At 55.0% G+C, this 26,834-nt stretch carries 19 protein-coding genes; 15 read left to right on the top strand and 4 right to left on the bottom strand.

Annotated elements, in window-relative coordinates; all coding sequences use genetic code 11:
- The first annotated feature begins 692 nt into the window (after positions 1-692).
- From FNY10_RS20110 to FNY10_RS20080, 7 genes are all read left to right on the top strand, one after another.
- Positions 693-1,022: a YqcC family protein gene (locus FNY10_RS20110; RefSeq protein ID WP_131048694.1), complete on the top strand. Its 330-nt coding sequence runs from the start codon at positions 693-695 to the stop codon at positions 1,020-1,022.
- Complete coding sequence (truC, locus tag FNY10_RS20105; RefSeq protein WP_160703194.1) at positions 1,022-1,816, top strand: tRNA pseudouridine(65) synthase TruC; 795 nt, start codon at positions 1,022-1,024, stop codon at positions 1,814-1,816. Before FNY10_RS20110 ends, truC begins: the two co-directional genes overlap by 1 nt.
- Positions 1,817-1,818: 2 nt before the next feature.
- On the top strand, positions 1,819-2,262 hold the full coding sequence (locus FNY10_RS20100) for a flavodoxin (protein ID WP_100684513.1): 444 nt from the start codon (positions 1,819-1,821) through the stop codon (positions 2,260-2,262).
- Positions 2,263-2,755: 493 nt separating this feature from the next.
- Positions 2,756-4,108, top strand: a complete 1,353-nt coding sequence (gudP, locus tag FNY10_RS20095; RefSeq protein ID WP_100684514.1) for a galactarate/glucarate/glycerate transporter GudP — start codon at positions 2,756-2,758, stop codon at positions 4,106-4,108.
- 2 nt (positions 4,109-4,110) lie between these two features.
- Positions 4,111-5,466 carry an enolase C-terminal domain-like protein gene (locus FNY10_RS20090; RefSeq protein ID WP_141963645.1) on the top strand — a complete coding sequence of 452 codons (1,356 nt, stop codon included), beginning with the start codon at positions 4,111-4,113 and terminating at the stop codon, positions 5,464-5,466.
- 15 nt (positions 5,467-5,481) lie between these two features.
- On the top strand, positions 5,482-6,822 hold the full coding sequence (gene gudD / locus FNY10_RS20085; protein WP_141963647.1) for a glucarate dehydratase: 1,341 nt from the start codon (positions 5,482-5,484) through the stop codon (positions 6,820-6,822).
- Positions 6,823-6,892: 70 nt separating this feature from the next.
- A complete protein-coding gene (locus FNY10_RS20080; RefSeq protein ID WP_131048699.1) occupies positions 6,893-8,032 on the top strand; it encodes a glycerate kinase in 1,140 nt (379 codons plus the stop codon).
- A 77-nt stretch (positions 8,033-8,109) separates the two neighbouring features.
- On the opposite strand, the gene barA is transcribed toward FNY10_RS20080, so the two are convergent.
- Entirely contained in the window at positions 8,110-10,863 is a 2,754-nt protein-coding gene (gene barA / locus FNY10_RS20075; protein ID WP_141963649.1) for a two-component sensor histidine kinase BarA, read from the bottom strand.
- Between the two features lie 167 nt (positions 10,864-11,030).
- Between barA and rlmD the strand changes: the two genes are divergently transcribed.
- The 5 genes from rlmD (at position 11,031) to eno (ending at position 18,850) form a co-directional block, all read left to right on the top strand.
- Positions 11,031-12,335: a 23S rRNA (uracil(1939)-C(5))-methyltransferase RlmD gene (gene rlmD, locus FNY10_RS20070; protein WP_160703192.1), complete on the top strand. Its 1,305-nt coding sequence runs from the start codon at positions 11,031-11,033 to the stop codon at positions 12,333-12,335.
- Positions 12,336-12,444: 109 nt separating this feature from the next.
- On the top strand, positions 12,445-14,682 hold the full coding sequence (relA, locus tag FNY10_RS20065; protein ID WP_100684520.1) for a GTP diphosphokinase: 2,238 nt from the start codon (positions 12,445-12,447) through the stop codon (positions 14,680-14,682).
- Positions 14,683-14,818: 136 nt separating this feature from the next.
- Positions 14,819-15,610, top strand: a complete 792-nt coding sequence (gene mazG, locus FNY10_RS20060; RefSeq protein WP_100684521.1) for a nucleoside triphosphate pyrophosphohydrolase — start codon at positions 14,819-14,821, stop codon at positions 15,608-15,610.
- 223 nt (positions 15,611-15,833) lie between these two features.
- Positions 15,834-17,471, top strand: coding sequence for a glutamine hydrolyzing CTP synthase (pyrG, locus tag FNY10_RS20055; RefSeq protein WP_100684522.1), 1,638 nt, complete (start codon positions 15,834-15,836; stop codon positions 17,469-17,471).
- Positions 17,472-17,551: 80 nt separating this feature from the next.
- A complete protein-coding gene (gene eno / locus FNY10_RS20050; RefSeq protein WP_100684523.1) occupies positions 17,552-18,850 on the top strand; it encodes a phosphopyruvate hydratase in 1,299 nt (432 codons plus the stop codon).
- An 81-nt stretch (positions 18,851-18,931) separates the two neighbouring features.
- Here the strand turns inward: eno and FNY10_RS20045 are convergent, their stop codons facing one another.
- Complete coding sequence (locus tag FNY10_RS20045; RefSeq protein WP_131048702.1) at positions 18,932-20,041, bottom strand: SDR family oxidoreductase; 1,110 nt, start codon at positions 20,039-20,041, stop codon at positions 18,932-18,934.
- A 464-nt stretch (positions 20,042-20,505) separates the two neighbouring features.
- Between FNY10_RS20045 and queE the strand changes: the two genes are divergently transcribed.
- Positions 20,506-21,177: a 7-carboxy-7-deazaguanine synthase QueE gene (gene queE, locus FNY10_RS20040; protein ID WP_160703190.1), complete on the top strand. Its 672-nt coding sequence runs from the start codon at positions 20,506-20,508 to the stop codon at positions 21,175-21,177.
- 38 nt (positions 21,178-21,215) lie between these two features.
- Here the strand turns inward: queE and FNY10_RS20035 are convergent, their stop codons facing one another.
- Positions 21,216-22,694 (bottom strand): FGGY-family carbohydrate kinase, encoded by a 1,479-nt coding sequence (locus tag FNY10_RS20035; protein WP_160703188.1) that lies wholly within the window; start codon positions 22,692-22,694, stop codon positions 21,216-21,218.
- A gap of 26 nt (positions 22,695-22,720) precedes the next feature.
- A complete protein-coding gene (locus tag FNY10_RS20030) occupies positions 22,721-24,019 on the bottom strand; it encodes an MFS transporter (RefSeq protein WP_160703186.1) in 1,299 nt (432 codons plus the stop codon).
- Between the two features lie 319 nt (positions 24,020-24,338).
- Here FNY10_RS20030 and FNY10_RS20025 point away from each other — a divergent pair, with 319 nt between their 5' ends.
- The gene (locus tag FNY10_RS20025; protein ID WP_131048706.1) at positions 24,339-25,124 is read left to right on the top strand and encodes an SDR family oxidoreductase; all 786 of its coding nucleotides are present in this window, start codon (positions 24,339-24,341) and stop codon (positions 25,122-25,124) included.
- A gap of 192 nt (positions 25,125-25,316) precedes the next feature.
- Positions 25,317-26,771, top strand: coding sequence for an FAD-binding oxidoreductase (locus FNY10_RS20020; RefSeq protein ID WP_131048707.1), 1,455 nt, complete (start codon positions 25,317-25,319; stop codon positions 26,769-26,771).
- Positions 26,772-26,834: the final 63 nt, after the last annotated feature.

Below are 26,834 nucleotides of genomic sequence, written 5' to 3'. Positions count from 1 at the left end.
GTAAGAGATCGTCATCATTTAAGCCAATTTTCCGAAGCTTTATTTCTTATAAATCAATACAATTCAGTGAGTTATTCTTCCTTTTGCCTGTTCAGCCAGGGATTAACCTTAAGAGATTCTCTTAAGAAGGCTTGTAAGACGAAGCGGAATCAGGGATCCTATGTGTGTCGACAGGAAGTCGCGAAATGAAGTGAACATCAGGATGATGACTCTTCATGCAGGACCCGCCGGGAAGGCGTTGCAAGGACAGGCTTCAGGATGAAGCGCAGGATAACGCAGGAACGCGTAAAGGACACCTCCAGGATGGAGAATGTGAGCCGCTCATGATGAACGGTGGATCAGGAAGATCGGGACAGACTTAAGGATAAGTGATTTCACATCGGGGTGGTGTGGGAGCAGGATGCACAGGTTTACGGATGAACATGGTCAGGAGACCTCAGGAAAAGTTTTCATGGACGAGCAGGGAGCACCAATGTAGCTGGATTGCTGCAAAACGAACCGGGAGCACTGTTTATACAGTGCTCCCTTTTTTTATGCCTGTTTTTTATTGCAGCGCCTTTGGCCGGGGGCATTTGAGCGAAGGCCGCATCGCCTGGGACAGCTTCAGGCCAGGCCAGGCGCCATGATTTTGAGTAGTTTTCGCCGCTGTATTTGCTATCCTGCGTCCGGTTTACAACTCATCGAGGTTTCCCATGACTCTTCACCTTAGCGTGCGCGAGCGTTTGCACGCCCTTGAAGCGCTGCTGCGCGAAACGGACCACTGGCAAGACAATGCGCCGGAAAGCGGCGCTTTTGCCAGCCAACAGCCTTTCTGTATGGACACGCTTGAACCGCTGGAGTGGCTGCAGTGGGTCCTGATCCCTCGTATGCACCACTTACTCGATAGCGAACAGCCATTGCCGCAGGATTTCGCCGTTGCGCCCTACTATGAGATGGCTCTCGATGCCGCGCATCCGCTGCGCGAGCGGATACTGGCTGAGCTGCTGCTGCTGGATACGTTATTTGCCGGTGATGACGCCTGATGCTGGAGATTATCTATCGGGATGAGTGGCTGGTGGCGGTGAACAAACCCTCCGGCTGGCTGGTTCATCGCAGCTGGCTGGACCGCGATGAAAAAGTGGTGGTGATGCAAACCGTGCGTGACCAGATTGGTCAACATGTGTTTACCGCCCATCGCCTTGACCGCCCGACGTCGGGTGTCCTGCTGATGGGGCTGTCGAGCGAAGCGGGAAGGCGCCTGTCTCAACAGTTTGAGCAGCATCAGATACAAAAGCGCTACCACGCGGTGGTGCGCGGCTGGCTGACCGACGAAGCGGTGCTCGATTACCCGCTGGTGGAAGAGCTGGATAAAATCGCCGATAAATTTGCCCGTGACGATAAAGAACCCCAGCCGGCGGTTACGCGCTATCGCGGAATGGCGACCGTCGAAATGCCGGTGGCCACCGGACGTTATCCGACGACGCGCTACAGCCTGGTTGAGCTGGAGCCTGAAACCGGACGTAAACACCAGCTGCGCCGCCACCTTTCCCATTTACGTCACCCGATTATCGGCGACAGTAAACACGGCGATCTCCGGCAAAACCGCAGCGCCGCAGAGCATTTTTCCGTTGACCGCTTGATGCTTCACGCCAGCCAGCTATCGTTAACGCATCCCTTTACCGGCGAGCCGTTGACGATCCGTGCGGGCCTTGACGAGGTCTGGATGCGGGCGCTGTCGCAGTTTGGCTGGCGCGGCCTTCTGCCGCTAAATGAAAGGGTTGAGTTTGCTGACGACAGCGGTCAGGATGAAGAAATTGAGGTCAATTCAGGGAGATAATCATGGCAGATATCGGTATTTTTGTAGGCACGATGTATGGAAACGCGCTGCTGGTGGCCGAAGAGGCTGAAGCCATTCTGAGCGGTCTCGGGCATAAAGCGAAGGTGTTTGAAGACCCGGAGGTTCAGGACTGGGAGCCGTACAGCGGCAAATATGTGCTGGTCGTCACCTCCACCACCGGTCAGGGCGATCTGCCGGACAGCATCGTCCCGCTGTATGAAGGGATGAAAGACATGTACCAGCCGCACCTGCGCTACGGGATTATCGCGCTTGGCGATAGCACCTACGCTAACTTTTGCGGCGGCGGTAAGACCTTCGATGCATTGCTGCAGGAGCAGGGCGCCAGACGTATCGGCGACATGCTGATGATCGATGCCAGCGAGGACCCTGAACCCGAGAGCGTGTCTAACCCATGGGTTGAACAGTGGGCGAGCCTGCTCGAATAAACCAATCCATCAACGGATAAAAGTTGCGCCCTCTCCCTACATCGAGGGCGTCACTTCCTGATGCCAGTGCCAGATAAACGGTCGATAAAATGTTAACCCTTTTACCGGTCCCGGACATCGGGCATTTGCACGACAAGCGGTTCACGCGGACGATTTATTCCGGGAGTTTCCACCGGGTCAAGTGAGGCATTTCACACTCCTGCCGTTTGTCTCGCCGTTTCCGCTGTTCCTCGCCTCCGCTTTTCATTTCCGTGAACTACCCCCCATCCCGTCAGGCATAAGCCATAAATCTATTGCTAAATCTCCGCTAAAGCTGTGTGTATGCACGGTGAGCCGCTCGGGCCCTCTTTTTATACTTTCCCTGCCAGTTAAAAAAGCAGCACGCCAGATAAAACGAAAACAATGAAAAACTCAAACACGTCATTCTGACTCCCCTACAGGTTGTGCCATTCAGAATGAACGTAGCTAACGGCTATGATTCAGGAGTGCAACAATGAGTACATTAAGTCAGGCGGCTAGCGGCGCAGAAAAACGTACCAATGCCCGCTACTGGATAGTGGTGATGCTGTTTATCGTCACCTCTTTCAACTACGGCGACCGCGCAACGCTGTCGATAGCCGGTTCGGAAATGGCCAAAGATATTGGCCTGGACGCGGTGGGCATGGGCTATGTTTTTTCCGCGTTCTCATGGGCCTACGTTATCGGTCAGATCCCCGGCGGATGGTTGCTGGACCGCTTTGGTTCAAAGCGGGTCTATTTTTGGTCTATCTTCATCTGGTCGATGTTTACCCTGTTACAGGGCTTCGTCGATATCTTTAGCGGCTTCGGTATTATTATCGCGCTGTTTACCCTGCGATTTCTGGTCGGGCTGGCGGAAGCCCCCTCGTTCCCCGGCAACAGTCGAATCGTCGCGGCCTGGTTCCCGGCGCAGGAAAGGGGAACCGCGGTGGCGATATTCAACTCCGCGCAATACTTTGCCACCGTTATCTTCGCGCCGATCATGGGCTGGTTAACCCATGAAGTGGGCTGGTCGCACGTCTTCTTCTTTATGGGAGGGCTGGGGATTGTCATCAGTTTGGTATGGCTTAAAGTCATCCATGAACCGAATCAGCACCCCGGCGTAAACAAGAAAGAGCTGGAGTACATTGCCGAAGGCGGCGCGCTGATCAATATGGATCAGAAGAAAAATGTCCGCAAAGTCCCGCTTAGCGAAAAATGGGGGCAGATCAAACAGCTGATTGGCTCCCGGATGATGGTCGGGATCTATATCGGCCAGTACTGCATCAACGCCTTGACCTACTTCTTTATCACCTGGTTCCCGGTCTACCTGGTGCAGGCGCGCGGCATGTCGATTCTGAAAGCCGGCTTTGTCGCCTCGGTGCCGGCAATCTGCGGGTTTGCCGGCGGAGTTCTGGGCGGGATTATTTCCGACTGGTTAATGCGTCGCACCGGCTCGCTCAATATTGCCCGTAAAACCCCGATTGTCGCAGGCATGCTGATGTCGATGGCTATGGTGTTCTGTAACTACGTTAACGTGGAGTGGATGATTATCGGCTTCATGGCGCTGGCCTTCTTCGGCAAAGGGATTGGCGCCCTCGGCTGGGCGGTGATGGCCGATACGGCGCCGAAAGAGATCAGCGGTTTGTCGGGCGGATTGTTCAATATGTTCGGCAATATCTCCGGCATCGTGACGCCGATTGCGATTGGTTACATCGTCGGAACGACGGGCTCATTCAACGGCGCGCTGATTTACGTCGGGGTGCATGCGCTGGTGGCGGTACTGAGCTATCTGGTGCTGGTGGGCGATATCAAACGCATTGAACTTAAACCGGTCACGGAGCGCTAATCATGAATACTCAATCCAGTCCGACAATCACCGATATGAAAGTCATTCCGGTGGCTGGCCACGACAGCATGCTGTTGAACATCGGCGGGGCGCATAGCGCCTGGTTTACCCGCAATATCGTGGTACTGACCGACAACGCGGGGAATACCGGCGTCGGCGAGGCGCCCGGCGGTGAAGTGATTTATCAGACGCTGGTGGACGCTATTCCGCTGGTGCTGGGAAAAGAGGTCGCCCGCCTGAATAACGTGGTTCAGCAGGTCCATAAAGGCAACCAGGCGGCGGATTTTGACACCTTTGGCAAGGGGGCCTGGACCTTTGAACTGCGGGTTAATGCGGTCGCGGCGCTGGAGGCCGCGCTGCTGGATCTGCTGGGCAAAGCGCTGAATGTCCCGGTTTGCGAACTGCTGGGGCCGGGTAAACAGCGTGATGCGGTCACCGTGCTGGGCTATCTCTTCTATATCGGCGATCGAAACAAAACGGACCTTCCTTATCTGCAGAGTACCCCAGGAGATCATGAGTGGTACCGCCTGCGTCATCAGGAGGCGCTGACCAGCGCTGCGATAGTGCGCCTTGCCGAGGCCGCGCAAGATCGCTACGGCTTTAAAGATTTCAAACTGAAGGGCGGCGTTTTACCCGGTGAGCAGGAAATTGAAAGCGCGCGTGCGCTGAAACAACGCTTCCCGGATGCGCGGATTACGGTTGACCCGAACGGTGCCTGGCTGCTGGATGAGGCGATTGAACTGTGCACGGGCCTGCAGGAGGTGTTGACCTATGCGGAAGATCCGTGCGGCGCTGAACAGGGCTTCTCCGGGCGGGAGGTGATGGCGGAATTTCGTCGCGCCACCGGGCTACCGGTCGCCACCAATATGATTGCCACCAACTGGCGGGAAATGGGGCATGCGGTGATGCTCAACGCGGTAGACATTCCGTTAGCCGATCCGCACTTCTGGACGCTCTCCGGCGCGGTGCGAGTCGCCCAGCTGTGTGATGACTGGGGGCTGACATGGGGTTGCCACTCGAACAACCATTTTGACATTTCACTGGCGATGTTTACTCACGTGGGCGCCGCCGCGCCGGGCAACCCGACGGCAATCGATACTCACTGGATCTGGCAGGAAGGCGACTGCCGTCTGACCAAAAATCCGCTGCAGATTGAGCACGGCAAGATTGCCGTACCGGATGCGCCCGGCCTCGGTATCGAGCTGGACTGGGCGCAGGTGCAAAAAGCCCATCAAGCCTATCAGGCGCTGCCGGGAGGCGCGCGTAATGACGCGGTGCCGATGCAGTATCTGATCCCCGGCTGGAAATTCGACCGCAAGCGTCCCGTGTTCGGCCGCACCGCTGTCGCCAATCAATAACAAAAGGATTTCATCATGACCACGCAGTTTTCTACCCCCGTCGTCACCGCGATGCAGGTTATTCCGGTTGCCGGCCACGACAGTATGCTGATGAATCTTAGCGGAGCCCATGCCCCGTATTTCACCCGCAATATTGTGATTATCAAAGATAACTCAGGCCATACCGGCGTAGGGGAAATCCCCGGCGGCGAGAAAATCCGCCAGACGCTGGAAGAGGCCGCTGAGCTAGTCGTCGGGAAAGCGCTCGGCGAGTATAAAAACGTCCTCGGGGCGGTACGCCGCCGCTTTGCCGACCGCGACGCCGGCGGCCGCGGGTTGCAAACTTTTGATCTGCGTACCACCATTCACGTTGTCACCGGGATTGAGGCCGCGCTGCTGGACCTGCTGGGACAGCATCTGGGCGTCAACGTCGCCTCCCTGCTCGGCGATGGCCAACAGCGTTGCGAAGTCGAAATGCTGGGCTACCTGTTCTTCGTCGGTAACCGTCATGCCACGCCGCTGGCCTATCAAAGTCAGGGCGATGAGAAGTGCGACTGGTACCGGCTTCGTCATGAAGAGGCTATGACGCCGGACGCCGTCGTGCGTCTGGCGGAGGCGGCCTACGAAAAATATGGCTTCAACGATTTCAAACTCAAAGGCGGCGTGCTGGCGGGCGAAGAAGAGGCGGAGTCGATAGTGGCGCTGGCTAAACGTTTCCCACAGGCGCGCGTAACGCTCGATCCCAACGGCGCCTGGCGCCTGGATGAAGCCATCAACATTGGCAAACAGCTGAAAGGGGTGCTGGCCTATGCGGAAGATCCCTGCGGCGCTGAACAGGGCTTCTCGGGCCGCGAAGTGATGGCGGAGTTCCGCCGCGCCACCGGCCTGCCGACGGCCACCAATATGATTGCCACCGACTGGCGTCAGATGGGGCATACTTTGTCTCTGCAATCGGTGGACATTCCGCTGGCGGATCCGCACTTCTGGACCATGCAGGGATCGGTGCGCGTGGCGCAGATGTGCCATGAATTTGGTTTGACCTGGGGCTCGCACTCCAACAACCATTTCGATATCTCGCTGGCGATGTTCACCCACGTTGCGGCGGCGGCGCCAGGCAACATTACCGCCATCGATACCCATTGGATCTGGCAGGAAGGCAATCAGCGATTGACCCGGCAACCTTTTGAGATCAAAGGTGGTATGGTGCAGGTGCCCGCCACGCCGGGCCTCGGCGTCGAGCTGGATATGGACCGCGTGATGCAGGCGAATGCGCTGTACGAAAAGCACGGGCTGGGCGCGCGTGACGATGCGATGGCCATGCAGTACCTTATCCCGAACTGGACGTTTGATAACAAGCGTCCGTGTATGGTGCGCTAAGGAAAATCCGCTTCCTGCGGGAACCTGAGTGGTTTTGCTACCGGATGTTTGTGCATATTAAGGACAGCGGATGAAAATAGTGATTGCACCGGATTCATACAAGGAGAGCCTGAGTGCTCTGGATGTTGCAACGGCGATAGAAGCGGGGTTTCAGGAGATTTATCCTGATGCGGAGTATGTCAAGTTGCCTGTTGCCGATGGCGGAGAAGGGACCGTCGAAGCGATGGTTGCCGCCACTCAGGGGCGTCTGGTGCCGGTGACGGTGACCGGCCCGTTGAACAAACCGGTGCACGCTTTCTACGGCCTTTCCGGCGATGAGCGCTGTGCTTTTATTGAAATGGCGGCGGCCAGCGGACTGGAAAGCGTACCGCCGACGTGCCGTAACCCATTGGTAACGACCACCTGGGGAACCGGGGAACTGATTCGCCACGCGCTGGATGCCGGCGTCCAGCAGATTATTATTGGTATTGGCGGTAGCGCGACGAATGACGGCGGCGCCGGAATGGTGCAGGCGCTGGGCGGAAAGTTGCTGACGGCGGATAATCAGCAGATTGCCGTCGGTGGCGGCGCGCTGGAGCAACTGGCGCGCATTGATCTGAGCGAACTGGATAGCCGTCTCGCCGATTGCCGCATTGATGTGGCCTGCGATGTGACCAATCCGCTAACGGGGCCGGAAGGCGCTACGGCGGTATTTGGGCCGCAAAAAGGGGCGACGGCAGAGATGATAGTCCGTCTCGATCGCGCGCTGGCGCATTATGCGCGCATTATTCAACGTGATTTAGCCGTTGACGTGCTGCATCTTGAGGGCGGCGGCGCGGCAGGCGGCATGGGCGCCGCCCTGTATGCATTCTGTGGCGCGCGGCTGCGTCCGGGCATTGAGATTGTGACCGATGCGCTGCGCCTGGCGGAGCTGGTGGCGGACGCAGACCTGGTTATCACCGGCGAAGGGCGCATTGACAGCCAGACGATCCATGGCAAGGTGCCGGTGGGGGTGGCGAAGGTTGCGCAGCGCTATAACGTACCGGTTATTGCTATTGCCGGCAGCCTGACCGCGGATGTGGGGATTGTTCATCAGCACGGGCTGGATGCGGTATTCAGCGTGATTTATTCGGTCTGTACACTGGAGGAGGCGCTGGAGAACGCAGCCGATAACGTGCGCATGACGGCGAGAAACGTTGCCGCGGTGCTGAACATGGGACGCAAGCTGTAAGACGCTTCCCCGGTCACGCGCCGCCCGCCGGGGCGGCGTCGTTTGCGCCATAGCCCGCGCAAGCCGGGGAAGACGATTTATATGCCCAGCATTTTGCACGCTTCCCGCGTGACATTATCCATTTCATCCAGCAGTTCCAGCAGCTCCGGCTCCAGCTCTTCGGCGGCGGTCCCGGCGCGCAGCTGGCTTTCGAGGGTCTGGCACAGCTTTTTCAGCCGCGGAACTCCGCTATAGCTGCAGCTTCCATGAAGTTTATGAATCAAATCCAGCAGCCCCTCCGGCTCTTCGCCAACCAGCTGTTCTTCCACTTTATTACGCACCTCTGGCATAAAGGCGAGCAGCATTTGCAGCATCTCCCGCGCCAGATCCGGTTTCATGGCGGCCTGGCGTAGCGCCAACTGCCAGTCGAGCGTCACGTTACAGTCGATGGGGGCTTCGACAGGCTCCACCGCCCGCCGCGGCACGGTATGCCTTCCCGGCTGATAGCGCAGTAGCAAGCTGTGCAGCTTATCCTCTTCGATGGGCTTCGCCAGGTAGTCGTTCATCCCGGCCTTCATCAGTTTCTCTTTTTGCCCGTCAAAGGCGTGGGCGGTGACGGCGATCACCGGCGTTTGCTGCTGATGGGGAAGGTGGCGAATCAGCTCGCAGGCGCGAATACCGTCCATATCCGGCATCTGAATATCCATCAGAACCAGATCCAGCTGCATCTCTCTGGCCTGCTCGACGGCGCGCTGACCGCTCTCACACAGCGTGACGTGCTGGACCAGATCTTCGAGCAGCACGCCGATAAGCTTCAGGTTCGCCGGATTATCGTCCACCGCCATCACCGTCATCGGCAGCTTGTGACTGTCAGTATGGGGCGCGATTATCGGCGTTCGGCTGCGGCAGGAGGCGGTGAGCGCCGGGATTAACCGCGTGGCGGTCAGCGGCTTGAGCAGGCAGGCGGCGACGCCGTCTTGCTTCAGGGTTTCGCCATTGATATGCGCATGGCAGGGGAGTGCCAGCAGTAAGTTGTCGGCCATGGCGCAGGCTTTCGTCAGGTTATCCTTTTGCTGACTCAGGTCGCGCATTGATACCGGAAGGCCGGCCAGCAGGATATCGTAGTGTGCTTCCGGCAGCGCGGAAAATGTCGGGCTGTACACCACCTCCAGCGGCAGGGTCGCCAGCAGCTCCATGGTGCACTGCGCCGCCGCCGCATTGGCCTCGACGTAGGCCAGCGTTTTGCCCGCCAGACCTTGGGTCGGCGGACTCTCCTGAACCGCGTTGGGATTGAGGTCGAGGTTGATATGGAACCAGAATGTGGAGCCGCGATTCGGCTGGCTGTGGAATGAGATATCGCCGCCCATCTCTCTGACCAGCCGCTGGGTAATCACCAGCCCGAGCCCGGTGCCGCCGTGACGACGGGAAATACTGGCATCGGCCTGACGGAACGCCTGGAACAGACGGGACTGATCGCGTTCCGGGATCCCAATCCCGGTATCGTGGATTTGAATTTCGATTTGTACGCTGGTGTTGCTCAGCGCGCGCTGTTCGACCAGAACATCAATATTGCCATGTTCGGTAAACTTGATGGCATTGCCCACCAGGTTGGTGATGATCTGCTGCAGGCGCAGAGGGTCGCCGATAATATTATCCGGAACATCATTTTTGATGTTCAGCGTCAGCTCCAGTCCCTTATCGTGCGCGGAGTGCGCCAGCAGCGTCACAACCTCATCCAGCGCATTACGCAGCAGGAACGGAATGCTCTCGAGAATCAGTTTACCCGCTTCCAGCTTCGAGAAGTCCAGCACGTCGTTAATGATAGCGAGCAGGTTGTTCGCCGAGCGCTCGATAGTGGTGAGGTGGTCGCGCTGAGTGGTATTTAAATCGGTCTTCAGGGTCAGGCGGGTAAAGCCAATAACGCCATTGAGCGGCGTTCGTAGCTCGTGAGACATATTGGCGAGGAATTCTGATTTGATGCGGGCCGCCTCCTGGGCGCGCTTCTTCGCCAGATCCAGCTCAACGTTCTGAATCTCCATCTGTTCGAGGGTTTCGCGCAGATCGGAGGTCGCCTGGTCAATATTGTGCTGCATCTCTTCGTGGTAGGCCGCCAGCGACATAGCCATGGAGTTGATGCCGTTTTTCAGCATATCCAGTTCGCCGAGCATAAACCCTTCGACGCGGCTGTCGAGCTGGCCGCGACGAATGCGGTCGACGGTATTCACCATATTGCGGATCGGCCCGGTGACATCGCGCATCAGGCGCCAGCCGAAAATCAGCGCAATGCCGATGCAGAACAGCATCATGACGCTGGAGATGAAAATCTCTTTGTACTGCTGCAGCCGCACTGATTTGAGATCCAGTTCGAGGGCGACATAGCCCAGCATGTTGCCGGGCATTTTGGCATCGGACATCGGCGATTCATCGGGTGAATAGCTTTCTGAGACGATAGGCGTACGCAAAATCATGACGTCGCCCTTGCGCACCGCGCTTAGCTGGCGAGGAAATTTCGCCCCATTTTCCAGACGCAGCTCGCTGGGGTTGAGCTGAAAATTAGAGGTGACGAATAGCCGGTTTTGCGAATCATAAATCGAAATAGCGCGTACGATATCGGAATGGCGGCGATGCAGAACGCTAATCAGCTGGCCGATGGACTCGCGGTTTTGCAGATTCATACCATATTCACTGGAGACCGCCAGCGGTTCAATAATACTGGCCCCGGCGTCTTCCAGCTGACGCTGCAGGTCGTGATAGCGATGCGCGACGAAGAAAATACTGAGCAACAAACCGATCAGTACGGTTGGCGCCAGGATAAGAATCATCATGCGGGCACGTAGGCTGTAGTTGGTCATGCGGTTCCATTATGGGAGAATATACCCTTCATCCATCAAGTGCTCTGCGTTGGCGGTTCCTGCGACGGGCCACTCTTCGCCGCCGGGGACGCTGACTGGCCGCCCTGACGCACTTTGTATGGACTCGTGTATAGAGTCAGTTTATTTGATTGAGACAAATCTCTACGATGGCGCAATTCTACTCTGCAAAACGGCGTGTGACGACGCGCCAGATCATAACCGTTACAGTCAATGACCTCGATCCCTTTGGTCAGGGCGTTGCTCGTCACCATGGTAAAGCGCTATTTATTCATGGCTTATTGCCCCAGGAACAGGCTGACGTTGTCGTGGTTGAAGACAAAAAACAGTACTCCCGGGCGCAGGTCAAACGCCGTCTTAATGACAGCCCGCAGCGCCAGGCGCCGCGCTGCCCGCATTTCGGTACCTGCGGTGGCTGCCAGCAACAGCATGCCAGCGTAGAGCTCCAGCAGCAAAGTAAACGCGCCGCGCTTGCCCGGCTGATGAAGCGCGATGTTGACGACATTATAGCCGCTTCGCCGTGGGGATATCGTCGGCGCGCACGTCTGAGCTTGAATTATCAGCCAAAGACCTCACAATTACAGATGGGCTTTCGTCAGGCTGGCTCCAGCGAGATAATCGACGTGGTGCAGTGCCCCATTCTGGCGCCCGATCTTGAGGCATTGCTGCCGGCGGTGCGCGAGTGCTTGTCCGGCCTGAAATCAACGCGTCAGCTCGGGCATGTCGAGCTGGTGCTGGCGGACAATGGCCCGCTGATGGTCCTGCGCCACACGGCAGCATTACCGGCCGGCGATAAAGAAAAACTGGAACGATTTTCGCAATCTCACGCACTCGCGCTGTACCTGGCGCCGCAAAGCGAGAAACTGGAACATATTAGCGGGGAATCCCCCTGGTATACTTCCGACGGGCTACGCTTAATGTTTAGCCCGCGCGACTTTATCCAGGTGAACGATGGCGTCAATCAGCTGATGGTGCAAACGGCGCTGGCGTGGCTGGATATTCAGCCTCAGGACCTGGTGCTCGATCTGTTCTGCGGGATGGGGAATTTTACCCTGCCGCTGGCTACGCGTGCGGCCAATGTCGTGGGCGTTGAAGGCGTCCCGGCGCTGGTTGAGAAAGGGCGGGAAAATGCCGCGCTCAATCAGCTGCACAACGTGACATTCTTTCATGAAAATCTGGAAGAAGATGTGACCCGCCAGGCCTGGGCGCAGCATGGTTTTGATAAAATATTACTCGACCCGGCGCGAGCCGGGGCGCCGGGCGTGATGTCACACATTATAAAACTTGCCCCGCGTCGCGTCGTCTATGTCTCCTGTAATCCGGCGACTCTGGCGCGCGATAGCGACCTGCTGCTGCAGGCGGGATATAAGATTCAACGCCTGGCGATGCTGGACATGTTCCCGCACACCGGACATCTGGAATCAATGGTGTTGTTTGAGCACAGAGATGCATAGAATCGTTCGGATCAGACCGAGGCAGCCAATCCCCCGGCGTACCGAAGGATGAAGTGTCAACGTTGAGGCTTGCCGACTTCGGCAGGCCAGGTCCCTTAAGGAGAGGACAATGGTTGCGGTAAGAAGTGCACATTTAAATAAAGCTGGTGAATTTGACCCGAAGAAATGGATCGCGAGTCTGGGAATTTCCAGCCAGCAGTCGTGTGAACGCTTAGCCGAAACCTGGGACTATTGTCGCGAGAAAACGCAGGGGCATCCTCGAGCGGATTTGATCTTATGGCGCGGCGTAGAGATGGTGGAAATCCTTTCTACGCTAAGCATGGATATCGATACGCTGCGGGCCGCGATGCTGTTCCCGCTGGCGGATGGCAACGTCGTCAGCGAAGAGGTGATGCAGGAGAGCGTCGGTAAGTCCGTCGTGACATTGATTCACGGCGTGCGCGATATGGCGGCGATTCGCCAGCTTAAAGCCACCCATACCGACTCGGTCTCATCGGAGCAAGTTGATAATATTCGCCGCATGCTGCTGGCGATGGTCGACGATTTCCGTTGCGTGGTCATCAAGCTGGCCGAGCGGATCGCCCACCTGCGGGAAGTCAAAGATGAGCCCGAAGACGAACGCGTACTGGCGGCAAAAGAGTGCACCAATATCTACGCCCCGCTGGCCAACCGTTTAGGTATTGGCCAACTGAAATGGGAGCTGGAAGATTATTGCTTCCGCTACCTGCATCCCGATGAATATAAGCGGATTGCCAAACTGCTGCACGAGCGGCGCATCGATCGTGAACACTACATTGATGAGTTCGTCGGCCATCTGCGTGTCGAAATGAAAACCGAAGGGGTGAAGGCCGAAGTCTATGGCCGGCCGAAGCACATCTACAGCATCTGGCGCAAAATGCAGAAAAAACATCTCACCTTTGATGAGCTGTTTGATGTGCGCGCGGTACGTATTGTCGCCGAGCGCCTGCAGGACTGCTATGCCGCATTGGGGATAGTGCACACTCACTATCGCCATCTGCCGGATGAGTTCGATGATTACGTTGCCAATCCCAAACCGAATGGCTATCAGTCGATTCATACCGTGGTACTGGGGCCGGGCGGTAAAACGGTGGAGATCCAGATTCGTACCCGGCAGATGCATGAAGATGCCGAGCTGGGCGTCGCCGCGCACTGGAAGTACAAAGAAGGCGCTGGCGCGGCGGCAGGCGGCGGACGCGGCTATGAAGATCGTATTGCCTGGCTGCGTAAGCTGATCGCCTGGCAAGAAGAGATGGCGGATTCCGGCGAAATGCTCGATGAGGTGCGCAGCCAGGTCTTTGACGACCGGGTATATGTCTTTACGCCAAAAGGCGACGTGGTCGATTTACCTGCCGGCTCCACGCCGCTCGACTTCGCCTACCATATCCATAGCGACGTCGGCCACCGCTGCATTGGCGCCAAAATCAGCGGGCGCATTGTACCGTTTACCTATCAGCTGCAAATGGGCGATCAGATTGAAATCATTACCCAGAAGCAGCCAAACCCAAGCCGCGACTGGCTGAACCCCAACCTCGGCTATGTCACCACCAGCCGCGGACGTTCCAAAATCCACGCCTGGTTCCGCAAGCAGGATCGCGACAAGAATATTCTCGCCGGGCGACAGATTCTCGATGATGAGCTTGAGCACCTGGGGATTAGCCTCAAGGAGGCAGAGAAACAGCTGCTGCCGCGCTACAACTTCAATGAGCTGGATGAGCTGCTGGCGGCCATTGGCGGCGGAGATATTCGCCTTAACCAGATGGTCAACTTCCTGCAGTCGCAGTTCAATAAGCCGAGCGCCGAAGAGCAGGACGCGGCGGCGCTGAAACAACTGCAGCAGAAAACCTGGGCGCCGCAGAATCGTAGCAAAGACAACGGTCGCGTCGTTGTGGAAGGGGTGGGTAATCTGATGCACCACATCGCGCGCTGCTGTCAGCCGATTCCAGGCGATGAGATCGTCGGTTTCATCACCCAGGGGCGCGGGATTTCCGTGCACCGGGCAGACTGCGATCAGCTGGCTGAGCTGCAATCGCACGCCCCGGAGCGTATCGTTGACGCGGTCTGGGGAGAAAGCTATTCCGCTGGCTATTCGTTAGTCGTTCGGGTCGTGGCCAACGATCGTAGCGGCCTGCTGCGCGATATCACCACCATTCTCGCTAACGAGAAGGTGAATGTGCTGGGCGTTGCCAGCCGTAGCGACACCAAACAGCAGCTGGCGACTATCGATATGAACATTGAAATCTACAACCTGCAGGTCCTCGGCCGCGTGCTCGGGAAACTGAACCAGGTTCCGGATGTGATTGATGCCCGCCGTCTGCACGGCGGCTAACCGCTTTGCCTCCCATGCTGACCCTCTCTCTGACGGAGAGAGGGTTTTGCGCGTCTTTTACCCGCGAACTGCGCTGATTTTTCCCGTGTTTTAGCCGGGGAAGGTAAATAAAACCAATATGTTGCAAGGAATCACTATGACCCAAATCGATCGCCTGCTTGGCATTATGAAACGCCTGCGTGATCCGGAAAACGGCTGTCCGTGGGACAAAGAGCAGACCTTCGCCACTATCGCCCCGTATACCCTTGAAGAGACGTACGAAGTGCTGGATGCCATCGCCCGTGAAGATTTCGACGATTTGCGCGGCGAGCTGGGAGACCTGCTGTTTCAGGTGGTGTTCTACGCCCAGATGGCCCAGGAAGAAGGTCGCTTTGCATTTGACGACATCTGTGCCGCCATCAGCGACAAGCTGGAGCGCCGTCATCCGCATATCTTCGGCGAGGCTACCGCCGGCAACAGCGCTGACGTGCTGGCACGCTGGGAGCAGATAAAAAGCGCTGAACGGGCGGAAAAGGCGCAGCATTCCGCGCTGGACGATATTCCGCACAGCCTGCCGGCGCTGATGCGTGCACACAAAATTCAGCGTCGCTGCTCGGCGGTAGGGTTTGACTGGACATCGCTCGGCCCGGTGCTGGATAAAGTGCATGAAGAGATCGATGAGGTCATGCACGAAGCGCAGCAGGCGGTCGTCGATGAAGCTAAACTGGAGGAGGAGATGGGCGATCTGCTGTTCGCAACGGTCAATTTATCCCGCCATTTAGGGGTAAAAGCTGAAGTCGCCTTGCAGAAAGCGAACCTGAAATTCGAACGTCGTTTCCGTGAAGTTGAACGAATCGTCGCCGCTCGCGGCCTGGAAATGACCGGTGTAGACCTCGATACCATGGAGGAAGTGTGGCAAGAGGTAAAACGCCAGGAAACTGATCTCTAACGAAATTTTGCGATAAAGCGCTATTTGTGTGATTTTTTAAATGACAAGCGCTTGATTTGCGTCAAAAACATTTACCCAAAAGGGGCTATTTTCTCACTCCTTATGTTTGTCATGACCTGGAAAGGAGACGGAGAATGAAAGTTTGTGGCGCTCGCCGTGTTCGGGTATACTACTTTCCCGTCCTGGTTATTCCATCGTTTCACCCTAACTTCTCAGGTTCAGCATGACAACGAACTATATTTTTGTGACCGGCGGGGTCGTATCCTCTCTGGGTAAAGGCATTGCCGCAGCCTCCCTGGCCGCTATTCTCGAAGCCCGTGGGCTTAACGTAACCATGATGAAACTGGATCCGTACATCAACGTCGATCCGGGCACCATGAGCCCAATCCAACACGGGGAAGTGTTCGTTACTGAAGACGGCGCTGAAACCGATCTGGACCTGGGGCACTACGAGCGTTTCATCCGTACCAAAATGAGCCGCCGCAACAACTTCACCACGGGCCGTATTTACTCCGACGTTCTGCGTAAAGAGCGCCGCGGCGACTATCTGGGCGCAACCGTACAGGTTATCCCGCACATCACTAACGCCATTAAAGAACGCGTGCTTGCCGGTGGCGAAGGCCATGACGTGGTGCTGGTAGAAATCGGTGGTACCGTCGGCGATATCGAATCCCTGCCGTTTCTCGAAGCTATCCGTCAGCTGGCGGTAGATATCGGCCGTGAACACGCGCTGTTCATGCACCTGACCCTGGTTCCTTATCTGGCGGCAGCGGGTGAAGTCAAAACCAAACCGACTCAGCACTCTGTAAAAGAACTGCTGTCCATCGGTATTCAGCCTGACATTCTGGTGTGCCGTTCCGATCGTGCGATTCCGGCTAACGAACGTGCAAAAATTGCATTGTTCTGTAACGTGCCAGAAAAAGCCGTTATTTCGATGAAAGATGTCGATTCCATTTATAAAATTCCAGGCCTGTTGAAATCTCAGGGCCTTGACGATTATATTTGTAAACGATTCAGCTTGAACTGCCCGGAAGCAAACCTGGCCGAATGGGAACAGGTGATTTACGAAGAAGCTAATCCGGCTGGTGAAGTCACGATCGGTATGGTCGGCAAGTACATTGAACTGCCGGACGCGTACAAGTCAGTGATTGAAGCGCTGAAACACGGTGGTCTGAAAAACCGCGTGACCGTTAACATCAAGCTGATTGATTCGCAGGATGTGGAAACGCGCGGCGTTGAAATTCTGAAGAATCTCGACGCTATCCTGATCCCTGGCGGCTTCGGCTACCGCGGTGTTGAAGGGAAGATCGCCACTGCACGCTATGCGCGTGAAAATAATATTCCGTATCTGGGTATTTGCCTGGGTATGCAGGTTGCGCTGATTGAGTTCGCGCGCAACGTCGCGGGGATGGAAAACGCCAACTCCACAGAATTTGTGCCAGACTGTAAGTATCCGGTCGTGGCGCTCATTACTGAATGGCGTGATGAAGAAGGCAACGTTGAAGTGCGCTCTGAGAAGAGCGACCTCGGCGGCACCATGCGCCTGGGCGCGCAGCAGTGCCAGCTGGACGACGCGAGCCTGGTGCGCCAGCTGTACGGTGAGTCAATCATTACCGAGCGCCACCGTCACCGCTACGAAGTCAACAACATGTTGTTGAAACCGATTGAAAATGCGGGCCTGCGTGTTGCAGGCCGTTCCGGGGATGATCAGTTGGTCGAGATCATCGAAGTGCCGAATCACCCGTGGTTCGTTGCTTGTCAGTTCCACCCGGAGTTTACTTCGACGCCGCGTGATGGCCATCCGCTGTTTGCCGGTTTTGTGAAAGCGGCAAGCGAGTATCAAAAGCGTCAGGCGAAGTAAAAGAGTTAGAACGGCAATGCACCCCTTCGGGTGCATTGTTTGTCTGGAGTTTTAGTTTAACTTGTACTGAGGAAAACCTAATGTCCAAAATCGTTAAAGTCATCGGTCGTGAAATCATCGACTCCCGTGGTAACCCGACTGTTGAAGCCGAAGTACACCTGGAAGGTGGTTTCGTTGGTATGGCAGCAGCTCCGTCAGGTGCTTCTACTGGTTCCCGCGAAGCGCTGGAACTGCGCGATGGCGACAAATCCCGTTTCATGGGTAAAGGCGTACTGAAAGCTGTTGGCGCGGTCAACGGCCCGATTGCTCAGGCTATCCTTGGCAAAGACGCCAAAGATCAGGCTGGCATCGATAAAATCATGATCGACCTGGACGGTACTGAAAACAAATCTAACTTCGGTGCGAACGCCATTCTGGCTGTGTCCCTGGCTAACGCCAAAGCAGCCGCTGCCTCTAAAGGCCAGCCGCTGTACGAACACATCGCTGAGCTGAACGGCACTCCGGGCAAATACTCCATGCCGGTTCCGATGATGAACATCATCAACGGTGGCGAGCACGCTGACAACAACGTCGACATCCAGGAATTTATGATTCAGCCGGTTGGCGCTAAATCCCTGAAAGAAGCCGTACGTATGGGTTCTGAAGTGTTCCACAACCTGGCTAAAGTTCTGAAAGCTAAAGGTATGAACACTGCAGTGGGTGACGAAGGTGGCTACGCGCCGAACCTGGGTTCCAACGCAGAAGCGCTGGCTGTTATCGCTGAAGCGGTTAAAGCAGCAGGTTACGAGCTGGGCACAGACATCACTCTGGCGATGGACTGCGCGGCGTCTGAATTCTACAAAGACGGTAAATACGTTCTGGCTGGCGAAGGCAACAAAGCGTTCACCTCTGAAGAGTTCACTCACTTCCTGGAAGACCTGACCAAACAGTACCCGATCGTTTCTATCGAAGACGGTCTGGACGAATCTGACTGGGCTGGTTTCGCATACCAGACTAAAGTCCTGGGCGACAAAATCCAGCTGGTTGGTGACGATCTGTTCGTAACCAACACCAAGATCCTGAAAGAAGGTATCGACAAAGGCATCGTTAACTCCATTCTGATCAAATTCAACCAGATCGGTTCCCTGACCGAAACTCTGGCTGCGATCAAAATGGCGAAAGACGCTGGCTACACTGCCGTTATCTCTCACCGCTCTGGCGAAACTGAAGACGCGACCATCGCTGACCTGGCTGTGGGTACCGCTGCAGGCCAGATCAAAACCGGTTCTATGAGCCGTTCTGACCGCGTTGCTAAATACAACCAGCTGATTCGTATCGAAGAAGCGCTGGGCGAAAAAGCACCGTACAACGGTCGTAAAGAGATCAAAGGTCAGGCATAAGCCTGTCTTTATCTGATATGAAAATGCCAGTCTTCGGACTGGCATTTTTTTTACCTTTGCTGTTTATCTTCGCGCCGGCGATTACTTAAAGTCGACCGCCATCTGCTGCGGAATCGAAAGCCCGCGGGTGGTCTGTACGCAGCGATCGATATAATCGGTAAAGCGCGGCGGCTTCGGCATTCCCAGGCTGAGCAGCTTATCGTTGCTGAAGCGTACGTTAAGGGTCGCGAAGGCGCCATAGAGGCGCATGGCTTTGAGCATCAGACGTTCATTGCAGGGTCCGAAGATATCCTTCAGTTCGCGACGCATCTTGACCAGCGTCTCATAGCTGACCTGCGCATACTTATCGCCGACGGGCACCTGTTCCAGCGCAGAGGCCATGGCGCGATCGATCTCCGCAAATTTCACGCTATTTTCTTCGCCTGCCGAAATGTGCACGACTTCGCCGCGCGCAAGCTGGTTATCAAGCAGCATCATCAGCGCATCGGCGCAATAGTCGACGGGAATCACATCGATCCGATCTTCCATCGAGCAGAGGAATTTTTGCAGCATTAAACCCATGCTGAATACCCAGAAGATACTGCTGGAGGGCTGACAGCCGTGATGAGTATGGCCCACCACAATCGACGGGCGAGCGATCGTCAACGGAAGCGTCGGACAGGTCTGCTGCATCAGTTGTTCTATTGCGGATTTGGAGTGAGTGTACTCGACAAGGTGTTCAGCGCGCTCACGGAATTCGGCGCTTTCCGCCACCAACGAGTCAGGTTCAGGCGAGCATGACATTGCCGTGCCGACGTGCAGAAAGCGCTGTAATCCGGCAACCTGGGACATGCGTTGGGCAAACTGCAGGGTGCCTTCTACGTTCACCTTCCAGATGAGCGGGTTATTGCCAAAGGAGGCGACGGCAGCGCAGTTGAGGACGTGAGTCACCTGCTCCAGGCGCGGATCGTCAAGAAACCCTTGTGGATTGACCAAATCACCGAGGAGGATATTCCGCGGGGTCAGCGCCGCCAGTTTTTCCTCAGCAATGTTGAATTTGCGCATGTTTTCTTTCACGCGGTTAAGAGCCGCTTCGGCATTTTCGGCACGAACTAAAAGCAGTAGATTAATCCCTTTTTTTTGATTCAGGATATTCTCTAAAACCGCTCCCCCCAGAAATCCGGTAACGCCTGTAATTAATAATGTATTCATGAATGCAGTCTCAACATGGTTAGTCGACTGGATTTTAAGCGGGGAAAACTAAACAGTAAATCAATAGAAAAAGGGGATTTAAATGGCTTCTTAAGACTAAATTAAGGTTACTAGCCGATGCGGATTAGATAAGACATTCTGACATTTAAAAAGATTCCATTTATTATGTATCCATTTGTACTATGCTGATTTTTATAAATATTTTATTTTTCTTTTCGAGTTTTATAGTTTCATATAAATGTCATATATAAAATATTTTGTTACATCAATGGAGAGAAAAATAAAACGGCTGAGCCAATCAGGTGAAGCAATGTTCTGAATATCCTGTAAGGCGCCGGAAGAAATGGCTCGCGACAAGCAGTATAGAACCATGGATAGCGGGTAATGTGCAATCACTGCTGAAGACAAGACCCCGGGCGCTAAATCTGCGATAATGCGCGTTTCGAACTTAAACAGAGATGATTATGCAGTACCCGATTAACGAGATGTTCCAGACCTTGCAAGGCGAGGGTTACTTCACCGGCGTGCCTGCCATTTTTATTCGTCTGCAGGGATGCCCGGTTGGTTGTGCCTGGTGCGATACTAAACATACCTGGGATAAGCTTGCGGATCGGGAAGTGTCGCTGTTTAGTATTCTGGCGAAAACCAAAGAGAGCGATAAGTGGGGCCCGGCAAGCGGCGAAGACCTGCTGGCGATCATTGGGCGTCAGGACTGGACCGCCCGTCACGTCGTGATCACCGGCGGTGAACCCTGCATCCACGATTTAACGCCGCTGACTATGCTGCTGGAGCAGAACAGATTCAGTTGCCAGATTGAAACCAGCGGTACTCATGAAGTGCGCTGTAGCCCCAATACCTGGGTAACGGTATCGCCGAAGGTCAACATGCGCGGTGGCTACGATGTGCTGTCGCAGGCGCTGCTGCGGGCCGATGAAATTAAGCATCCGGTAGGGCGCGTGCGGGATATCGAAGCGCTGGACGAACTGCTGGAAACGCTGACCGACGACAAGCCGCGGATTATTGCTCTGCAGCCCATCAGCCAGAAAGAGGATGCGACGCGTCTGTGTATTGAGACCTGCATCGCCCGCAACTGGCGGTTGTCGATGCAGACGCATAAATATCTGAATATTGCCTGATAAACCGCCGGGTAGATGTGCACTACCCGGCGCGTCCGCTACGCGTTCGACCAGCTTTGAATCGCGTCAACGTTTTCCAGACTACCATGGGTGACCGCATACGACTTTTTCAAAATCGTATCCGTATAGGTAGTTAACTCCCTGAAAATTCCCTTATTTAACGCCTCATACCGGCTGGCATTCTTCTCTATTGGCATAAAGATATCTTTTACCCGCACCATATTTGCCACCGCTGTCGCGTAGGAGGGGTACAAACCCAATCCCACCGCGGCGTTGATTGCCGCCCCGAGGCTGGCACAGCCGTTAATCGCGTTGCGCCTGGCCGGTAGGTTAAATACATCGGCGAAGATCTGCATAAAGAGATCGCTGTTCGAACCGCCGCCGGTGATGATGATATGTTTAGCGAAGTGATTCATTTCATTGCACATATTGTCGTAGTTATTTTTCAGCGTCAGCGCAACGCTCTCCAGAATGGAGCGATAAATCCACGCGTAATCCATGCTGGAATCAAAACCGATCATGATCCCGCGTTTATAGGGCTCCCAGGGGTTCGTTAACCAGTCCAGTACGGTCATTAGCCCGTTACAGCCCGGCGGCACCGTTGCGGCCTTTTTATTTAATAGATCTTCCGGCGACAGGCCCTGAGCCCTGGCGTCCTGAATTAAGGATTCGCCCAACATGTCCCGCAACCAGCTAACCGTCCACATCCCCTTACGAATACCGTACCCCTCGTACAGCAGCGTTTCGGGGATGGAGGACATAATCGGCCAGTAGGCGACGGGATCTTTCGGCAGCGCTTTGCCGTTCATCATCAGGGCGATATAGGTGCCTAATGAGATAACCGCCGTTTCGTCATCCAGCAGCCCTGCGCCGAGCGCCTCAACTGGCTTATCGCTGGTGGTGCAGATCACGGGTAATCCTGACGGGAAGCCGGTTGCGCGGGCGGCCTGATCGGTGAGATGACCCAGAATCGAGCCGGGCATCTGCACGTCGAATAGCATCCGGCGCGGAATATTAAACTGCTTAACGACCTCGTCGTTGTCGCTCCACCCCCAGGTTTTATAATCCACCGGCCACTGGCCAAAGTAGTTGGCGATATTGTCCTTAAACTCGCCGGTTAAGCGGTGCGACAGATAGCCGGAAAATGAGGTGACCCAGGCCACGTCGGGATTGGTATGCTCATAAGGCCGGGTGACGCGGGCGTCCTGCCAGCTAATGAGCGGTTCGGCGGGCGTACCGTCGGCTTTAAGGAGCGCGCGGCAGCAGCGGATAGAGCCGAGACCGATGCCGACAATATCCTCTTTCTGGCCGGTAAACCGGCTCATCAGATCCTTCCCGGCGCAGCATAGCGAAGTCCACAAATCATCATCAGGGTGCTCCGCCGTATCGGCGTCCGGCGTGTGCATTGGCTGCAGCAGGCCTTTTCCCTCGCAGACCACATTTCCCTGCAGGTCGTACATCACGATCTTGGTGCTCTGGCTCCCGCCATCGATTCCAATGATGTATTTCTTCGACATTATTATTCTCCTTTAAATTTTCATCCTCACTCGCCGGCAGTCTCTGCGGCAAGCGATGCCTCGCGTTCTGTCGCGGCGTCGGTGCGGCGTATTTTTCGAAACAGCAAAAAGGTAAAGAGGATCACCATGCATAGCGCGGCGAGGCCCATCAGCCACATGTTGCGGTAGGCGTCCGCGGTGGGGAGGGTGTCCTGCCAGTGGCCAACGATCGGATAGACAAAAACGTCGGGCAGGAAGCCAATGACTGAGCAGATACCGACGGTTGTTCCCATGATGTAGCCCGGAGTCCGCGCTTCGCCGGGGCAGGCCCAATAGAGCCCGCGCGAAGCGTAGCAGGTGAAGCCCAGCAGCAGAATCAGGCCGATCCCCATCGCCACGGAGTGCGGGTTTGAATTGGTAGCCAGTAGCGCAACAAGCGCCAGAACCCCCACGATCGACAGCAGCTGAATGACGCGGGTTGGGGATTTTACTCTGCTGTAGGTGGTAATAATGCCGCCCAGTGGGCCGCAAATCGCGCGGAAGATTTTGTTGATGACAATCCCCATATAGCTCGCAGCCACCAGCGACATACCGTACATTTCCGTCAGGTAGTTGGTGGAGTAGCTGAGGATGGCGTAGATGGTAAAGACGCCAAAAATGACCATGCTGCAGTACCAGGTTGTGCTAATGCGCAGGACGGCGAGAATATCGCTTAGCTGAAACGCTTTTTTCTCTTCCTGCGCCGCGCCACCGCGCTGGGGCGCATCGCTGACAAAGAACCAGCACAATATCCCCAGCAGGATGTAAACCACGCTGTAAATCAGGATAACGACCTTCAGACTATTGCTATCGTCGGGCGCGAAGCGGGAAAATGCCCACATGGTAAATACCGCCAGCGACATAACGCCAACGCCGCGTAGCCCCTCCATCCAGCCCATGATTTTTCCCTGCTCGCTATGATTGCCGAGCAGTGAGGCGGCTTTAATTGAAACGGACCACAGCATCAGAATGGTGGTGATGGCAAAGGCGACCTGAATGCAAAGCATGGCCCACAGCGGTGGATAGGTCGTCATTATTAAGCCGAGCAGGCCGGTCACGATCATCGCCGAAGTAATCATTTTGCGATGCGAGAATTTGTCGGCAATAACCCCGCTGGGCGCATAGAGAATAATGGCGGTAATACCAAAGGTGCTCATGATTAAGCCTATTTCGGTATTGCTAAATCCCATGAATTTTGCCATTGGGATTTGATAAATATAGCGTAAATAGGCAAGGTCAAAGCTGACTCCGCCGCTAAAGCTAATAATGGCAAGTGTTATCCAACGGCGATATGAATTCTGTTGCATATCGTGATCTCATTTTTAATAGACGAAAAAAAGAGAAAAGTAAACCGCCTTTGCAGGTGGATTACTTTTCTCTGGTCTCTAGTAATTGCAGTTAGGAATAACATGCCGACATGGGTTTTAGTGTGAGAATAATCACGATTCGTAGTTTTATGCGTAATTTATGAATGAAATATTTATCTGTGATTACGATCACATTAGGTGTTCGGGCGCTGTGCTAAAAAATTAGCTCAGTTGCCAGAGATAATGAGAAAGGTAACTTCCCTCTCGTGGGGGGAAGTTACCTTTCTTTTTTTTTGCCTAAAAAAATTTGGAGCCAACTATGTCAATCGAATCTCTTAACGCGTTCTCAATGGATTTCTTCTCTCTGAAAGGTAAAACGGCGATTGTCACCGGCGGTAATAGCGGACTGGGTCAGGCCTTTGCCATGGCGCTGGCGAAAGCCGGCGCGAATCTGTTTATTCCAAGCGTCGTCAAGGATAACGGAGAGACAAAAGAAATTATTGAAAAACAGGGTGTTGAAGTTGAGTTTATACAGGTGGATATTACCGCTAAAGGCGCACCGCAGCAGATCATCGCCGCCTGCTGTGAACGCTTTGGCACGGTCGATATCCTCATCAACAATGCCGGAATTTGTAAGCTGAATAAAGTGCTGGACTTCGGGCGTGTGGATTGGGATCCGATGATCGATGTTAACCTGACTGCGCCTTTCGAACTCAGCCATGAAGCGGCAAAAATTATGATTCCGCAAAACAGCGGTAAAATTATTAATATCTGCTCGTTGTTTTCTTATCTCGGAGGTCAGTGGTCACCGGCTTATTCGGCGACAAAACATGCGCTGGCTGGTTTCACTAAAGCATATTGCGATGAGTTAGGTCAGTATAATATTCAGGTCAACGGCATCGCCCCTGGCTATTATACTACCGATATTACGCTGGCTACCCGCAGCAATCCGGAAACCAATCAGCGCGTGCTGGACCATATTCCGGCAAACCGCTGGGGTGATACTCAGGACCTAATGGGTGCAGCGGTATTTTTAGCCAGTCAGGCATCCAATTATGTTAACGGCCATCTTCTGGTAGTCGACGGCGGCTATCTGGTGCGTTAATTCTTAACCGGTGGTTTCTGTATTTGTATTAATTATGTCACACAATATCATTCAGGATGCGTTGGGGCCGCAAATAATAAATCTCCGGTAACATAGAGCGCAGTGTTATTGGGGTTTATACCGGTCATTAATAAATAAGCAGTTTGAAGGATGACGTGTTTATTCCGAATTCATTATCAGGAAGGTATTACTATGTCTTTATCCCGTGAAGCGATTGTTGACCAGTTAAAAGAAATCGTCGGTTCCGATCGCGTGATCACCGATGAAACCGTTTTAAAGCGCAACAGCATTGACCGCTTTCGTAAATATGCCGACATCCACGGCGTCTTTACGCTGCCGCTGCCCGCCGCGGTCGTTAAGCCAGGCTCAACCGAACAGGTTTCAAGCGTGCTGTCGTTTATGAACCAGCATAAGATCAACGGTGTACCGCGTACCGGCGCCTCGGCGACCGAAGGCGGCCTCGAAACCGTCGTGGAAAACTCGGTGGTGCTGGACGGCGCCGGGATGAACCAAATCCTGAATATTGATATCGAAAACATGCAGGCAACCGCGCAGTGCGGCGTGCCGCTGGAAGTGCTCGAAAACGCACTGCGGGCAAAAGGCTACACCACCGGCCACTCGCCGCAGTCTAAGCCGCTGGCGCAGATGGGCGGCCTGGTGGCAACCCGCAGCATTGGCCAGTTTTCCACGCTGTACGGAGCTATCGAAGATATGGTGGTCGGGCTGGAGGCCGTGCTGCCCGACGGTACCGTCACCCGCATCAAAAACGTTCCGCGCCGCGCCGCCGGGCCGGATATTCGCCATATCATCATCGGTAACGAAGGTGCGCTGTGCTATATCACCGAAGTAACGGTGAAAATCTTCAGGTTCACGCCGGAAAATAACCTGTTCTACGGATACGTGCTGGACGATATGAAAGTGGGCTTCAGCATCCTGCGCGAGGTCATGGTAGAAGGCTATCGTCCGTCGATCGCCCGCCTGTACGATGCCGAGGACGGCACCCAGCACTTTACCCATTTTGCTGATGGTAAATGCGTACTGATCTTTATGGCCGAAGGCAACCCGCTGATAGCGAAAGCAACCGGCGAAGGGATTGCGCAGGTTGTTGCGCGATATCCGCAGTGCCAGCGCGTAGACAGCAAGCTGATCGAAACCTGGTTTAATCACCTCAACTGGGGCCCGGAAAAGGTGGCTGCCGAACGCGTACAGATCCTCAAAACCGGTAATATGGGCTTCACCACCGAGGTATCAGGCTGCTGGAGCTGCATCAATGAGATCTACGAAAGCGTGATCAACCGTATCCGCTCCGAGTTCCCGCACGCCGACGACATCACCATGCTGGGCGGCCACTCTTCTCATAGCTATATGAACGGCACCAACATGTACTTCGTCTACGACTACAACGTGGTGGGCTGTAAGCCGGAAGAGGAGATTGATAAGTACCACAACCCGCTCAACAAGATTATTTGCGAAGAGACGATTCGCCTCGGCGGCTCTATGGTGCATCACCACGGAATTGGTAAGCATCGCGTTCACTGGAGCAAGCTGGAGCATGGCAGCGCGTGGCCGCTGCTGGAAGGGTTGAAGAAGCAGTTTGATCCAAACGGAATTATGAATACTGGAACGATTTACCCGATTGAAAAATAATAGCGGTAGCCAAAATAATACGAGTTGCCTGCGGGCGGTAAAAGAGTCAATTCCCTGGGGCAT

The sequence above is a fragment of the Klebsiella sp. Lac1 genome (assembly GCF_009825425.1).
In the GTDB taxonomy this organism is placed as follows: Bacteria; Pseudomonadota; Gammaproteobacteria; order Enterobacterales; family Enterobacteriaceae; genus Klebsiella; species Klebsiella electrica.
Note: the sequence above shows the minus strand (reverse complement) of the source record. Positions and strands in the feature narration are given on the sequence as shown.